Annotated in this window: 12 protein-coding genes; 1 reads left to right on the top strand and 11 read right to left on the bottom strand. The window is 40.0% G+C overall.

The window, feature by feature from the left end; genetic code table 11:
* Nucleotides 1-12: 12 nt before the first annotated feature.
* On the top strand, nucleotides 13-1,119 hold the full coding sequence (gene metX, locus HCJ30_RS01820) for a homoserine O-acetyltransferase MetX (RefSeq protein WP_185390734.1): 1,107 nt from the start codon (nucleotides 13-15) through the stop codon (nucleotides 1,117-1,119).
* A gap of 38 nt (nucleotides 1,120-1,157) precedes the next feature.
* Here the strand turns inward: metX and HCJ30_RS01815 are convergent, their stop codons facing one another.
* The 11 genes from HCJ30_RS01815 to secA2 all read right to left on the bottom strand — a co-directional run bounded on the left by HCJ30_RS01815 (nucleotide 1,158) and on the right by secA2 (nucleotide 15,625).
* Nucleotides 1,158-1,958 carry a formate/nitrite transporter family protein gene (locus HCJ30_RS01815; protein ID WP_185390733.1) on the bottom strand — a complete coding sequence of 267 codons (801 nt, stop codon included), beginning with the start codon at nucleotides 1,956-1,958 and terminating at the stop codon, nucleotides 1,158-1,160.
* Nucleotides 1,959-2,182: 224 nt separating this feature from the next.
* Entirely contained in the window at nucleotides 2,183-2,725 is a 543-nt protein-coding gene (locus HCJ30_RS01810; protein WP_008947020.1) for a DUF1269 domain-containing protein, read from the bottom strand.
* Between the two features lie 126 nt (nucleotides 2,726-2,851).
* Nucleotides 2,852-3,622 (bottom strand): DUF1295 domain-containing protein, encoded by a 771-nt coding sequence (locus HCJ30_RS01805; RefSeq protein ID WP_185391563.1) that lies wholly within the window; start codon nucleotides 3,620-3,622, stop codon nucleotides 2,852-2,854.
* Entirely contained in the window at nucleotides 3,622-5,388 is a 1,767-nt protein-coding gene (locus tag HCJ30_RS01800) for a DAK2 domain-containing protein (RefSeq protein ID WP_185391562.1), read from the bottom strand. The genes HCJ30_RS01805 and HCJ30_RS01800 overlap by 1 nt, the downstream gene beginning before the upstream one ends.
* A 2-nt stretch (nucleotides 5,389-5,390) precedes the next feature.
* Nucleotides 5,391-5,804 (bottom strand): DUF2177 family protein, encoded by a 414-nt coding sequence (locus HCJ30_RS01795; protein ID WP_185390732.1) that lies wholly within the window; start codon nucleotides 5,802-5,804, stop codon nucleotides 5,391-5,393.
* Between the two features lie 137 nt (nucleotides 5,805-5,941).
* Entirely contained in the window at nucleotides 5,942-7,345 is a 1,404-nt protein-coding gene (locus HCJ30_RS01790; protein WP_185390731.1) for a cryptochrome/photolyase family protein, read from the bottom strand.
* Between the two features lie 113 nt (nucleotides 7,346-7,458).
* Entirely contained in the window at nucleotides 7,459-9,924 is a 2,466-nt protein-coding gene (locus HCJ30_RS01785) for a pectate lyase-like adhesive domain-containing protein (RefSeq protein ID WP_185390730.1), read from the bottom strand.
* 17 nt (nucleotides 9,925-9,941) lie between these two features.
* Entirely contained in the window at nucleotides 9,942-10,961 is a 1,020-nt protein-coding gene (locus HCJ30_RS01780; RefSeq protein WP_185390729.1) for a WxLIP family cell surface protein, read from the bottom strand.
* A 69-nt stretch (nucleotides 10,962-11,030) separates the two neighbouring features.
* Nucleotides 11,031-11,744: a WxL domain-containing protein gene (locus HCJ30_RS01775; RefSeq protein WP_185390728.1), complete on the bottom strand. Its 714-nt coding sequence runs from the start codon at nucleotides 11,742-11,744 to the stop codon at nucleotides 11,031-11,033.
* Nucleotides 11,745-12,008: 264 nt separating this feature from the next.
* Complete coding sequence (locus tag HCJ30_RS01770; RefSeq protein ID WP_008947011.1) at nucleotides 12,009-13,178, bottom strand: AI-2E family transporter; 1,170 nt, start codon at nucleotides 13,176-13,178, stop codon at nucleotides 12,009-12,011.
* Between the two features lie 116 nt (nucleotides 13,179-13,294).
* Complete coding sequence (gene secA2, locus HCJ30_RS01765) at nucleotides 13,295-15,625, bottom strand: accessory Sec system translocase SecA2 (protein WP_185390727.1); 2,331 nt, start codon at nucleotides 15,623-15,625, stop codon at nucleotides 13,295-13,297.
* Nucleotides 15,626-16,040: the final 415 nt, after the last annotated feature.

Genomic DNA, 16,040 nt, shown 5'->3' with positions numbered 1-16,040 from the left:
AAGTGAAGAGAAGTGACCTTACAACAAAAAGAACTATTTCAAAAAAGTCCTCTTCTACTTGAAAACGGAGAAACTTTAAGCCCGGTTTTAGTTGGCTATGAGACATACGGGACACTTTCTGAGTCACGCGATAACTGTATTTTGTTAGAACATGCGCTTACTGGGACTGCTCATGCGGCGAAACATTTTGACGACGATGCGCCTGGTTGGTGGGATGATTACATCGGACCAGGAAAAACAATTGATACCGATAAATATTTCCTCGTTTGCACGAATGTATTTGGTGGTTGTAGTGGCACGACTGGCCCTTCTTCGATTAATCCAAAAACAGGCGAGCCTTTCCGGTTACAGTTTCCCGGTTTTTCGATTAAAGATATTATTAAAGTGCAGCGTGAACTTTTGGAACAGCTTGGGGTTACGCGGATTGTTTCGGTGATTGGCGGATCGATGGGCGGCATGCAAGCGACAGAATGGGCGATTGATTATGCGGATATTACAGATAGTATTATCAATATCGCCTCCCCGCTTGCTGCTGGACCTGACGCGATTGGTTATAATCTGATTATGCGTATGGCGATTTTGAATGATCCTGACTTTAATGGCGGCAATTATGTCGGTCAACCTGAGGGCGGGCTTGCGACGGCTAGAATGGTCGGGATGATGACGTACCGGACGAGCGAGCTGTTCTCGAAACGTTTTGAACGCTTCACTGTCGCCGAATCTTCCCCCGCTGCTTTCTCAAAAGAGCATTTTCAAATCGAGTCGTATTTACAATATCAAGGCGATACTTTTGTGGAGCGGTTTGATGCAAATAGTTATTTGTATTTAACAAAAGCAATTGATTTGTTCGATGTTACGGCTCCTGCGAAAGATGATTTGCCCGCTTTTTCGAAAATCAAAATTCCGTATTTGCTTATCGGCATCACAACCGATCAACTTTTCCGAATTCATGATTTACGTCGTGGTTATGAACTTTTAAAAGAATGGGACGTGCCGGTTACTTACCATGAAGTGGCTTCCGAATACGGTCATGACGCTTTCTTAGTCGAAAAAGAAGTACCCAAATTCGAACCGCTAATCCGCTCATTTTTAAGTAATTTACCCGTTAAAAGTATATAAAAAAAGGACCTCAGAAATTTTCCGAGGTCCTTTTTTAATTAGTCTTTATAAATTGATTTTGTTCGGTTAAGCCAAGCATAGCCTAGTCCGATAACAAGGCCTCCGCCTACAAAATTCCCAAGTAAAGCAAGTACTAAATTGACGGTCACATTGCCCGCTGTCATTGCAGCAAGTGTTCCACCAGAAGCGAAAAATGCTAATGAGAATGATGAGAAGTTGGCGATAACGTGCTCGAATCCTAAGAATGCGAAGATGAAAATAATGAAAACCATCGCAATGACTTTCCCAGCATCATCTTTCATTCGAAGCGTACAAAGCACGGCGGTATTTACAACAATATTAGCGAAAATACCTTCTACAAAAATTTCTAGTGGTGCTTTTTCTAGTTTACCGCTAACGGCAGTAAATAAGAAATGGTCTGCAGGTAAATTATGGAAAACGGATGTCAAGGAAACTAAGTACCCTGCAAGAATTCCGCCAAATAAATTACAAACAATACATAAAAGCAAAATTTGTAATGCCTTTCCTGGTTTAACAATTTTTTGATAAACACCAGTTGTCATATACATCATGTTAGAAGTACCAAGCTCAGCATTCATATAAATAATCATAACGAGCGACCAACTAAACATAAACGCATACGTGATTTTACCAAGTCCTGGTGCGAAATGATCGACTTTATCACCAATCATCACAGCAACCGCAGTCCCTAGTGTCAAGAATAAACATGCTAACATTGCGCGCACAATATAACGAAGAATACTATTATTTACTAAATCAATTTTTTTGCGCGTACTATAATCAATTTTCTGCATTAATGGACTATTTTCCACATCCAAATTATTTCATCTCCAAACAAAAAAATTTTCTTGTGAAATTCACAACTTGTTTATTGTAGCATGTTTTTAATTTGATGCAAATAGTTTTCAGAAAATAAAAATCAGTTAAGCGTTACCATCTTGAAAAATTTCTCATTTGTTGTTTTATGTTGTTAGTTTCCCCGTTTTTATAAACTTAAAACAAAAAAAGAGAACAGATTTCTCTGTCCTCATTATAACTTTTATTATTTACCAAACCAATGTTTCTTCGCGGAATCTTTTGCTTTTCCTTCTGTTTCTTGTGCGCTTTTGATTTCTTGAGCTACGATTGCTTCATCCATACGTTGCACACGACCATGCAACTCATCCATTGCTACGTCATTTACATTTGCTAATTCTTGTTCTGTTGCAATAAGGATAACGCCTGTAGAGCCTTCTGGAATCGTTTTTAACGTTCTTTCGAATACGCTCAAAGCATTTTTCACTTCGCCAGCGTCTTGCATAGAACCAACGATTGCGCCAACCATCCAACCGATTAAAATTCCGAATGGTCCACCTAAAATACCAATTAACATCCCAATAAGGCTATCTTTCATATTTTTGTCGGCACCAGTAAAATCAAGAAAATCTTGTGCAACAAGTTTATTTCCTGGCTCATGTTTTACAACCGCCATTTGATAACCAATGATTTTGCGTTCTTGGTGCAATCTTTTCATTTCTGAGAAAGCTTGGTAAGAAATACTTTCTTCATCGAAATTCATAATTAACACTGTTTTTTCTTTTTTCATCTGTTGTACCCCTCTCGCCTCATAAGTATTGTATTTAGGTACGTTTTATCATACCCAACTCTTATTCTACTCGCTCTAACCTGCAAATAGCAATTAATAGCATTATTAAGACAGAATCACTACTTTTTACAGACCTTTTTTACCAATAAAAGGGAAAAATTTGGACGTTTTGTTTGCGTAGGCTTCGAAATCTTTTCGGCCTTGATATTTTTTCTCTAGCAATGGAACTCCGGAAACAAATAATAGTAATAGCGTGATAACGATCGGGCTAGTAATCAGCCAAAAATCTGTCATTTGCGTTAATGCGACTAAAAATACGCCCCACCAGCTAAGTGCTTCCCCGAAATAATTTGGATGCCGCGTAACTGACCAAAAACCAGTTGTTAATAATTTTCCTTTATTGGCTGGATTTTTTTTAAAATTTTCTAGTTGCAAATCGCCGCCAACTTCAAAAATGAAGCCAATCATCCAGATAACGATGCCGAGAATTTGCCACCAAGCAAATGCCGCCGACTCATTAGCAAAACTATGCGTAATCGGCAAAGCGATAATAAATAAGAGAATCCCTTGCAATACAAACACATTTAAAAAAGCTTTCAAATTCACAAGCGTCGTTCCCCAGCGTTTGCGCATATTAACGTAGCGGTAGTCTTCTGGCTTATTCCAATTACGGCGAGCTAAATGCCAAAACAAGCGCACACCCCAAATCGTAACTAAAATAAGAATAGTAATACTTTGGGCAGTGACGCTAAAAGTAGTTAAAAATCCAGTCCAAGCGACAACAACAAAACCTCCACCCCAAGCAATATCAACGAGCGAATATTTCCCTTTTATTTTTGAAATAATAAACCAAAGTACAAAATAAACAAGTAAAGCAAGTGCTACCATCCCATACATCATCTTGTTTCCTCCTTTTTAATCCCTGCGACCGCGACACTTCCAAGCCCAGCGCTAATCGCAATTGCTGCCGAACTATCCACAAGATATCCAGCTTCCCCTGTTTCCTTTTCAAATTGCTTCTGCCAAATTTCCGCATCACGTTCCGCAGAAACATGCGTCATCGCCAGCTCTTGCAGTTGTAATTTCGTGACTTTTTTAATGATTTTTTTCATACTTTGTTTTTGACTAAACGATACGCCAATTAATTTCCCGTCCCCGGACTCATCCAAGCTTACAATCGGATACAGCGATAATTTCTGCGCAAGTTTGCCTAAAACTCGTGGAATTCTCCCTGATTGCACCATTGGCGACAAATCCGCAACCGCGACATAGATGAAAGTCCGCTCGATTAATTGTTCGATTTTCTGGCAAACGTCTTCCCAAGTTTCCCCTGCCTCAACTAACACCACTGCTTGCTTCACTAAAAGACCTTGCGCGACCGAGTTCAGCTTCGAATCAATCACACGAATCCACTCTGAAGACAATTGGCGCGCTTTGATTCGCTGTTTGATCAATTGATACGTTCCACTTAACTTGGCCGAGACCGCGATAATAAGCACATGCTCATATTTATTTTCTAAAAATGACAGCAAGGCATCCACAGTTCGAATCGTGGGCTGCGCTGTGCTCATATCACATTGTTGCGCAAGTTTGCCTTGTATAAATGCTGGTCCAATCGTCAATTTATCCAGAAAATTTTCCTCTCCCGCTAAAATATTCATTGGCAAGACGTGCACTTGATGTTCTAGTAAAAACGCTGCTGGCAAATCAGCAATCGAATCCGTCACTATCGCAATCTTCGCGCGTGGTTTTTTCGTCACCTCATATTGAAGCCGCATATCATCTACTTTTTGATACGTCATCACCCCATAATCCGCGAGCATTCGTAAAACTTCCTGAGGTTCATTTGTATGGATGTGAATTTTTATTTGTTTTTCATTGCCGACGATTACGAGTGAATCCCCTTTAAACGCCAGAACCTCGCGCAACGTTTGATGCGATACAGTCGCTTGCTTGATAATAAATTCCGAACAATAGCGATAAACTGGCTCACTCGTTTCAAAATGGACATGTTCTTCTAGCTGGTCTTTTACTGCCACACTGACTGGTGCAGAAACCGCTCCGCCGCAATAAGCATTCGTTAATCCCGCAATAAAATAATAAAAACCTTTCGCACCCGAGTCCACTAACCGATTTTTGCGTAAAATGGGCATTTGAAATTCCGTGTTAATTAACGCTTGCTCCGCGACGATTTGCGCATTTAATAACGATTGCGGGAAAGAACGCTCTACTTCATACGTTCCAGCAAGCGCCTCCGACCACGCCCTCATTACGGATAAAATTGTCCCTTCTTTCGGATCCAGCAAAGCATCATAAGCTTTATGGACAGCCTTTTGAAACGCTTGAACTAGCCCGTCAAAAGTAGACTCCAAATGATGATAACTTTCCGCAACAGCATTTAAATATTGTGCAAAAATCATCCCTGAATTGCCTCGCGCCCCGATTAAAGCCGCACTAGCCACTTCTTCCAGTAACTCCTTTGTTGAGTAGTCTTTCAGGGAAACATGATCAATAATCGCTTGCATTAACGAAGCTAAATTACTACCCGTGTCGCCGTCTGCTACAGGGAATACATTAATTCGATTCAGCTCCTCTTTTTTACTAATTACCTCCGCCGCCCCGTTCAGCATACTTTGTAATAGACGTTTGCTCTCAGACTCCATCATCACGAACCTGCCCCTGAGAAGAAATGTAGATTAATAAAATAGACGATTACGGAAGTCACCGTTGTCACAGCCGTCCCCCAAACAAGATCAATAATCGTCATCGTAATCGGCCAATCTTTTAATGTCGCTAAGTTCGTCAAATCATAGGTCGCATAACAAACTAAGCCAAAAAGCGCCCCTGCCAAAATCGTATAACCTAGACTTCCTTTCTCTGTCCCCGGCATTAATACAAAAAAAGTAACACCAACAACATAAATAAAGTAAAAAATAACTGCCGGCGCTAACCGAACATCCCCCATTAAGTCCCCGATAAATTGTTGATACATTTTCTTAGAAGCTACGAGTAACCAAAAAAGATCAAAAATCAAGAACACTACTGCACTCGTTAAAAATAGCTTTAAAAATTGCGTCATTGTGATTCCCCCTTATCACTTGATAAGTGAATTTTAACATACCTCTATCCCTACTCCTAGAAGGTTGCTCAAGACTCACCCTTTGTGAATATTGCCACAAAAAAGTCAACCATTTAATTAAATGATTGACTCATTATCTATATATTTCCCCTGTAATGCTCCTTGCTAAACTCATAACGCGCAATGGCTAATTTCCGCCGTTCTTTATGGTCAACGATGGGGAATGGATAGTCTTTTCCAATAATGATGCCGTGCTCTTTTTGCTCTGTTTCCGACATTTTCTCTGGCTGATGGATAAATTTATCCGGGATATTCACCAATTCTTTTACATACTTACGAATGAATTTGCCAGTTGGATCAAATTTTTCTGATTGCGTTGTTGGATTGAAAATTCTAAAGTACGGCACCGCGTCCGTTCCAGTCGAAGCCGCCCATTGCCACCCACCGATATTACTAGCCGGGTCATAGTCAATCAACATTTGCTGAAAATATTTCTCGCCAAAACGCCAATCAATCAGTAAGTCTTTCGTTAAAAAAGAAGCCGTAATCATTCGCAGGCGATTATGCATCCAACCCGTTTCTTTTAACTGGCGCATCGCTGCATCAACGAGCGGGAATCCCGTTTGTCCGTCTTGCCACCGTTTGAAAAATGCGCGGTTGTTTTCCCATTCAATATAGCGATAATTTTCTTGGATTGGTTCGTTTTTCTGATTAGGAAATGAAACGTAAATCATATTGTAAAAGTCGCGCCAACACAACTCTTTTTCGAAAGTCGCTCGGCCTTCAGTGGCTTCGGTTTGTTGCAGCGCCTGCCAAATCGTCCGAATTGAAATTTCACCCGTGCGTAAATAACGGGATAAATGGCTTGTTTTATCCAGTTCTGGAAAATCTCTTGCTTTATCGTAATCAGCTAAATCTTCTTTAATAAAGTTCGCCAATCGAGTGTTTGCAGCTTGCTCGCCGGCATCAAATACGGGCAACGCATGAACCAATTCTGCAAACTGTGCTTCATATGTTGGAAATAAGCTTTCTTTCCTGATATTTTCCGGCATTAATGTGACTTTTAATGGCATTTCTTTGATTTCTTCGCGCCATTTTTTATAGTAAGGGGTGAAAATTTTGTAGTATTCGGTGGGGGATTTTTTTACTTCTTCGGCTGAATGAAGATAGCTATCGTGAAAGGCGTGAACCTTGATTTGCCGCTCATCAAAGAACTTTTGCGCCGCCGCGTCCCGACTTGCTCCGTAGCCAGTTTCATCGCGATTAAAAAACACTTTATCCCATGTGGGTACTGCTTCTTTCAGTTGTAGTAAACATTCCATTGGATCGCCAAACATGATTTGCAAACGGGCGTTTTTACTGAGTTCTTGTTGAAAATGGGCCACACTTGCAAAAAAAGCTTGATGGCTAGGGCTTCCTGTAATAAATTGGGCTGGATTTACTTGGAATAACAAAATCAAATCATCTTCTTTACTCGCATGATAGAGAGCTTTATTATCGCTTACTCGAAGATCTCTCCGAAACCACATTACGGAAGTCATATTTTCCCACCTTTCGCAAATTACTTACCGTTATTATACGAAAATCTAGCGCATTTAGAAAAACAAAGGGCTTATAATGCTAAAAAACCTGTTAACTTTTGCTAACAGGTTTTCTACGGAGCATCCGTCAAAGTCCACTCAATCGTCGCCTCATAACTTTCATCTACATATGCTTCCGCCGCATCCACTTCTACAAGAATCCCGCGGTCATCGGCCCAATCAATCGGAACAATCATTTCACTAGCCGACTGCGACTTAAAAACGGTAATTGGTTCATCGGAAAGTTGTTGTTTCTCCCCAGTATTATCAATGAAAATCAGCCCATTTGGCAAAATATGTGCAGGATTGGTCGTTGAAGTGAGTGGCGATTTCACTGTCGCTGTCACACTAAACTGGCTATCCGCCCCTCTTGAATCAAGCACGGACAAATCAAAATCCGCAGTTCGTTTCGCAATATTTTTTTGCTTATCAAGCTTGATAGACTCGAAAGAAATCGTTTCCGGCACATAGTTGAATTTTAGCTCACCAGTCACTTGAATCGCAATTTCTTTCGTTAGCCCACCAATTTGAATTATCGCTGTATAGGACCCAGTTACTTTTTCCAAATTGGTACTAGTTACTTTCACTTGCGCTGTTAAGTCCTCACCAGTCTCAATATCGAAAGCTTTCGCAGCCGATTTCGTTAAAATTAATTGCTGCATTTCAGCCTCATTCAGCTCAATGATTTCTTTTAAATTCACGGAGAAGTCCGTTGCTCGTAAGGCTTTATCGTCTTGTATTTCAGTCATATCATCTTTCATAAAAACAGGTACACGGATATCGACATAATTGTGCGCCTTATCTTCTAAGCGAACAACTGCTTCTGCCGGCCCAAATACATTAGTGTCCGGTGCGCTTCGTAACGTTGTTGTGACCCCTGCTCCAACAGTGTTATCGGAGTGATCAGTAATATTGGTTACTAGTTTGGATACATCTGGAAATGGATCCCCGAGGTTTAAAATTTGCGTAACGGCTTCCCCACTAGGCGGCGTGACATCTTCTACAGTCACATTAGCTAACGTAATCCGTTTTTGATCCTGCGTAATTGTAGTCGTTAAATCAATGTAGGGCTTTATAAAACCACTGGGGATAGCTATTCGATAATCCCCCGCGCCATCTGCTTGCCCTTTTAAAAGTTTGTTCTCACCATTTTCGGTATATGCAATACTAACAAACGCATTCGGGGTTGCGGTTCCAGTGACTTCGCTATCTGCATCGGTTACTGGATTTATTGTTCCCTCAAGGCGCCCCATCGCAATCATCCGAGCCATATTTTGATTAAAATTCGTTGGCGTCATTCCCGCATTACTAGCAAGAATTTTCGTGGTTGTCCCTGTGTAAGTCAGGCTCCCCGTCACATTTTCTCCACTCGGTAAACTAAACATTTGCGACGGTGAATCAGTTCGATCAATTGCTCCCGCCGTATCCCAATAATTCACCATTTGCGCATCTAAATTAAATGTGTTTCCAGACGGCCAGTAAAACATCGGCGCATTCGAATTTGTCGCAATCAAAAAGCTCCGCGGATTTTGAATATCTAACTTCGCCGTCGCATTGTAAAACTGGATAATGTAACCAGTCCCACCTGTTTTATTCAAAATTAAACGCGCATCAGGACTTACAGTAATATCATCCGCGGACCAAAGTAGCGGATTCGCGCCAGCTGTTTTCGTCATCGTCACATCGGCACCTTCCGCGATTTTAACCGCCCCGCCCGGTGTATCTCGAAAAATATTATTGTTAGAAGTAATATCCAACTTCGCATTCTTTTTCACATCAATCTCGACTGGCTTCGTTCCCGAGCGATAAAACATTCCTGTTCCATTAGAAAGTATCGTTACATCGGCATTTTCTTCCACCGTAAAAGTGTTCACTTCTGCAGTTCCACCACCAAACCAAAAAGCACTATTCGCATTGGAGCTCGCATGGTTGATAGTTAGCTTCCCTGATACACTCACACCTTTAATTTCAGCCACTTCATTTGGCGTCGCAGAACCAGTAACAACTGACGCAATTGTTACATCATTCGTTCCCCTAAAATTCGCTGTACCGTTCAGATTATAAATCATTTGCGGTCCTTGATAGCGAATATTTTCATAGTTTTGTACGACATTTTTCGCCGCCCCATAAACCGAAATCGTGCCATAGTAATTTTTTCCAATAATATGAATATCCTTTAATGTCGTTTCTTTCGTTCCCGCGTTTGTATTAACGGTAATGACACTGCTCTGGGCGCCTGATGATGCCATCGTTTCTGTTAATGTATGAATTTCGCCCGTTGCTGGGTTTTTCCCTGATAAAGTGAAAGTGCTTTTCGAAGCTGGGATGACAATGCCACCCGATAACTCAACATCCGCACCTAAATAAACCATATCAATCCCATTGTCTTCTGAAATTGCTTTTTTCAATTCTGCAAAATTGGTCACTACCGCCTCATTTGCTGCTAAATCAGCACTCCCATTTTCCGCTGCCATAACTACTTTAAAACCAAGAAAAAGAGCCGCCATGGTCAATACAATGATTATTTTTTTGAAAGCCATTTCGCCAGCCCCTTTCTTTATTGTTCTTTTCTTCGTTTTCTAATTAGGAAAATAATAAGTAGTATCACAAGTAACGCACCCGCTGCCATTGCAACATAGAGCCATTCGTTCGTTTGTTGTAAATCAACAGCTTTATTATTTAAATTTTGCCCTTCTTTACCAATTGTGAAAGTTTCATCCCACTTCCACGTTTCTACGCCATTCGTTGCCGTCATTTTTAATCGGTATTTGCCTTCTTTTAGTGGCTTATTACCCCAATCAATTCCGAAATCAAAATTGGAATTAGGTGCCATTGTCATCGCTTCTTTTTTTGTTTGGTAGAGCATTTTATCCGAATTTTGTTGGTAAACTTTCGCATCAATGCTTAAATTATTGATAATGACAGGTTGGTCGTTTTGTAACTTGGCAGCAACTGCTGTGTGGTAGTTGATTAGCGTTGGCTTGATACTTAGTAAATTCATATGTGGTTTGACTAGTTTGTCGGTTTCAGATAACTGCATGCCAACAATATAGGAATATTCATTTTTCAGTGAGACACCTTTTGTTCGTTTCGTCTCGGTGGTGTTTTTCTTTTTAAATTGCACTGCGCCCAAAACAACGCCATCTATTGATTCATCTGGCATTTCAATCACAACTTGAACGGTTTTTTTGCCATTTACTGGAATAGTTAGGTGTTGCTGGTCGTCTGGAATTTTAGCTAGTTCTGGAAGTGGATATTTTAAGCTTTTGTCTTTTTTAGTTAGGTCGTTTTTCGTGTAATCTATCAGACCTGTTCGATTGGTGGATGCGTAATTGATAGATGCTTCCACTTGAATTTCTTCATTCGAGCTATTCATTACTTCGATTTCTACGGTTTGCTTTTGTTTAGGTTTCATTTTTAAATCGAAGTAGGTTTGCTTTTTGTCTATTTGATTGGCAGGAATTTTAGCTTGAACGGAGTAGCCAACATCTCCCTCTGCCGCTTTTGCTTCTGTAAAATTACTGAATGTCACTAAAAATGGAACAATGAACAATAAACTAAGAAAACTTTTTTTCAATTAAACCTTCCTTCCATCGTCTTTAATAAAAATTTTGCGTCTAGAAATGAAATTCTAAACGCAAATTTTTTAAACTCCTGGTGCGTCAGATAATGTCCATGTAATCGTTGCTTCATGGTCTCCAATTGTTGCGCTCCCTGCTGGTATCGTTAATTGTACATTGTCATTTAAACTAGCTGCGTCGTTCGGTGTTGCGCCAAACCAACGATTAATCCATGTTCCCATACCTTCTGATGCTTTCGCGGAAACAACATTTACGATAGAAGTTCCATCGGTTGGTAGCTCTACGGTTTGAGCTGCTGTTGGTGTTGTCGCTGTTGTACTTGCAGAAGCAGTTTCTCCGTTTTTAAAGGATAGTTTTGCTCCCGATAGAGAAGCTTCGCCATTTTCATCTTGGAATGCAGTAGCTGTGGCAGTAACTTTCCAACCAGCGCCTGTTCCACGACGGTCAGATACTTGAATAAATGGCTTTCTGGAAGTCGATGAATAGCTCTGTTCTGTCGTTGATACTTCCTGTTGTCCGAAATTAACAGAAGAAACATAGTCCATTGTCAGCGAACCAGTATTACCAGTTCCCGGGTCAGTTGGATTACTCGGATCTAACGGGTCAATCGGTTTCGTTGGATCTTCCGGATCAACCGGATTGACAACCCCTGTCCCCGCCTCAAATGTAATGGAAGCCTTTGATTCCCCCTCAGAAGTTACTGCAAAAGCTGATGGTGCAAAAAGTGTGACTGAACTTATGCCAATTAATCCTACAATTAATGTTTTTTTGATAATCATTTTTTATTTCCCCTTTCGTCATACGTTGGCTTCATATTATGATGAAAAAGGAGTCAATTCAATGTACAATTTATTACAAAAAGAGAAAAACATCATATCCATAAGTCGTTTTTGTAATAAATATTACACGCGATCGGCACTATTGCTGAGATTAGCTTGTAAAGAAGAAAATTATGTCTTTTTTGTGAACATTGTCATTCCAGCACAAAAAAGCACTACCAGATAGAAAAATCGCCTTTTCTACTGATAGTGCTTTTTCACTTATTATTCTTTTTCTTCTGCGGGTGGAGCCACATATTCGCTTTCCGGTTGTTCACCGTAAAGTCCAGAAACTCGTTTGAACCAGATGAATACGTGCGTTACGATTACTTTTAGCACCGCGTAACCTGGTACTGCGAAGATAACGCCTAGGATACCGAATAGATTTCCGGCTACTAAAATAACGAATAGAATCGTAATTGGGTGCACTTTTAACGTTTTACCCATTACTTGAGGTGAAATAAATTTACCTTCAAGTAATTGAACGACACACCATACGATGATTAGTTTAATTAATAACCAAGGAGATGTTACAATCGCGATAATAATGGCTGGTGTAATCGCAATTGCTGGCCCTAAGTAAGGAACAATACTCGTACATGCGGCTATAATAGCAAGCGTTAATGCATATGGTAAACCGATAATTAAATAACCGATAAATAGTAAAATACCAATACATAAGCTGACGATAATTTGTCCACGGATGTAAGAACTGATTTGGTGGTTTGCTTCACCAAGAACTTGGCGAGTATGCGCACGACCATTTACTGGAAGCATTTTAAGTAGGAAGTCTGGCAATTTTTTCCCGTCTTTTAGTAAGTAGAATAAAACAAGTGGCGTTGTAACGATTGCTAAAATAACCTCTGTTACAGTCCCGACGATGCTACCAATGCTTGAGATAGCGCTATTAATTACGGATGTTCCTTTAGTAGAAACAGTCTTCATAATATCGCTCATATTCGTGTTTAATTTATCTTTTATTTGATCAAATAGGCTCGAACGGCTGAACTCGTCAAATTTCTGTGTAATTTGATCCCAGTATCCCGGGAATGATTTGAACAAGCTAACAATCTGATCTTTCACAGCTGGAATAACGAAGCTGAATAGTAGAATAATCAAACCGATAATGACTAAGTATAGCAAGGCAATTGCCCAGCCACGCTTCCACTTATGTTTCTCCAACCAATCAATAATTGGATTAAATAAATAGTAAGAAATCCCCGCTAAAATGATTGGTGCTGCAACGGTTTTAAGAATAACCATTAGTGGATCGAAAATAAAGGAAATCTTCGTTAGTACATAAATATCAAGTGCCACTAGTAGAAAAATCAGCAACCCCAGCACAAACTTATTCTCAATAAAAAATTGTTTAAACTTTGTGAGTGAACCCTTCACTTTACCACCTTCTTTTGTCTAAATTTATTTTCGTTTGGTACTATTATATAGATTAATACCCTCGTTCACACTAAATTACCCATAAATTTGAAAAAAATCAGGCGTGAGTTGTATTTTTAACCTTGAATTAAACCATCTGGATCGAGTTCAAGCAACGCATGTGCAAAATAGAAATGGTAATCAGCTTGGAACTTCTCGAATAATTGTGCGCCTTCTTTTTGGTACATAACAAGTGGATCTTGTTGTCCGTATGCCCGCAAATGGATGCCTTCGCGCAGTTGCACCATTGCGTCCAGATGCATAACCCACATTTGGTCCATTAAATTCAAATACACTTCTCGTTCTATCGCTACAATCGTTTCAACCGGGAACTTGTTGCGTTCTTTTTTATGCCAAGAAACAATTTCTTCTACAACTTCTGCTGGTTCCATTAAGGTTACTTCGTCAAAAGAAATCGGGAATTTAGTTCCGCCAAGTAATTCTTTTTGACGTGAGTAATATTTCTCCAACTCTTCTTCCGGCACATCACTTGGATGAATAAACGAATATTCGGCAACCTCACGTAGAATTTTTTCGGAAGATACGCCAAGTTTATTTCTTTCCAGTAATAAGTCACGTTCTTTATATACCATTTTGCGCTGTAAATCGATGACTTCATCATAGGAAAGCAAATCTTTACGAATATCGTAGTTGGCACCTTCTAGACGTTTTTGCGCATTGACAACGACAGCATGAATTTTTCGTGAGTTAACTGGTTTGCCGTCACGTGGTGCTTTTCGTTTTAATTTCGTGGAAAGTTTCTCCCAGCTTTTACTTTCAAATTGTTCTAGTAAATCGTCCTCTAAAGAAATCATAAACTTACTAAAACCGGGGTCTCCGCGTCGACCAGAACGTCCCATAAGTTGTAAATCGATACGGCGACTTTCATGACGCTCTGTCCCAATTACCGCAAGTCCACCAAGTTTATGCACGTCTGGATCAAGCTTGATATCCGTTCCCCGTCCAGCCATATTCGTCGCTAGCGTTACCATGCCGCGTTTTCCGGCCTTCGCAATAATCTCCGCTTCTTGCGCATGGTTTTTCGCGTTTAAAACTTGGTGCGGAATTCCGGCAGCATCAAGCAAGCCACTAATCCATTCGTTACTTTTAATAGAAGAAGTCCCGATTAACGTCGGCTGCCCTTTTTCATAACGCCATGAAACTTCATAAACAATCGCGCGTCCTTTTTCCTTTTTCGTATAGAAAATATCATCCGGCATATCTTCCCGGTTCACACGTAAATTAGTAGGAATAACTACGACATCCATATTGTATATTTGGCGAAATTCTTCTTCTTCGGTTTTTGCCGTCCCTGTCATACCGGACAGTTTCTTATACATGCGGAAGTAATTTTGAATCGTAATGGTCGCTAGTGTACGCGATTCTTCTTTTACTTCAACGCCTTCTTTCGCTTCAATTGCCTGGTGTAGCCCATCATTAAAACGGCGTCCCGGAAGCGCACGACCTGTATGCGGATCAATAATGAGTACTTCATCATCCAACACCACATAATCTTTATCTTTATGCATTAAGAAATGAGCGCGCATTAACAGCATCGTAATCCTTAGCTCTGACTGCGCCTCTGCTGAATAAAGTGACTCCACGCGCCAAAACTTCTGCGCTTTCTCAATCCCCGCATCATTTAACCAAACAAAGCGTTTATGTTCTTCGATTTCATAATCGTCTTTCATCATCTTTTTCACAAGTTCATTAGCTGTATGATAAAGCGATAAATCTTCCTCTTTACGATCAGAAATTAATAAAGGCGTTCTTGCTTCATCAATTAAAATCGAATCCGCTTCATCGATTAAAACAAAATCAAGTCCGCTTTGTACTTTGTCTTCTTTTTGGCGAACCATGTTATCACGTAAATAGTCAAAGCCAAACTCAGAAGCCGTGCCGTAAATAACGTCCGCTGTATAAATCGCCTTTTTTTGGTCTTTATCTAAACCAGATTCATTTAGAGCAACCGAAACGCCTAAATATTCAAGCACTTGACCGATTTCTTCCCGGTCACGTCTGGCTAAATATTCATTGGCAGTAACAAGATGCACGCGATTACCGCGCATTACTTCTATAAACATCACAAATAACGACATCAATGTTTTACCTTCACCGGTTTTCATTTCTGCCACTTTACCATCACCAAGAACAAGCGCACCGATTAATTGCACTACAACCGCATCCAAGCCGATAATCCGACTCGCCGCTTCTCTTGCTAATGCGAAAATATTAATTTTATCCCGATCAGTCATTGGTTTCGACTTGAACTTTTCACGCCAAAAATTGGTTTGTTCACAAAGTTCAGATTGATCCATGTTTCTATATAAGCCCTCTTTTTTCACAATTTGGCGGGCTATTTCTCGGTACTGTTTTACTATTTTGCGATCATCATAATTCTGTCTCATTATATAATATCCTCCATACCTTCTATTATAGAATACCATAAAGTCATCTGGCAATTCATTTCGAGTCAAGAAAACTAGCAAAACTGCTGATTTTAATATTACAAATGTATTAAATATTTCTGTTGTTAAAAATCAACAGGTTTCCCGAAGCGAAAGTTGTTGCTTAATGTTCACATCCCACTTACACCATAAAGGTCCCCCTAGCAGTACATCCCAAGCCCTAAGAATACACGTTCGCTTTTTGTTTGTTACAGAATTATTACAAATAGTTGGTATAGTCCGTTTTCCCGTTTAGCAGCGTTCTCTTGGTATTTGTTTTTTAGGTAAAAACTGGGTAAACTTAGTATTAATCACTAATAAAATTAATTCTCAAATACTAATTACGTACTGGGATTTTCTGAAAAAAGAGAGGAGT

Source organism: Listeria cossartiae subsp. cossartiae (assembly GCF_014224155.1).
In the GTDB taxonomy this organism is placed as follows: Bacteria; Bacillota; Bacilli; order Lactobacillales; family Listeriaceae; genus Listeria; species Listeria cossartiae.
Note: the sequence above shows the minus strand (reverse complement) of the source record. Positions and strands in the feature narration are given on the sequence as shown.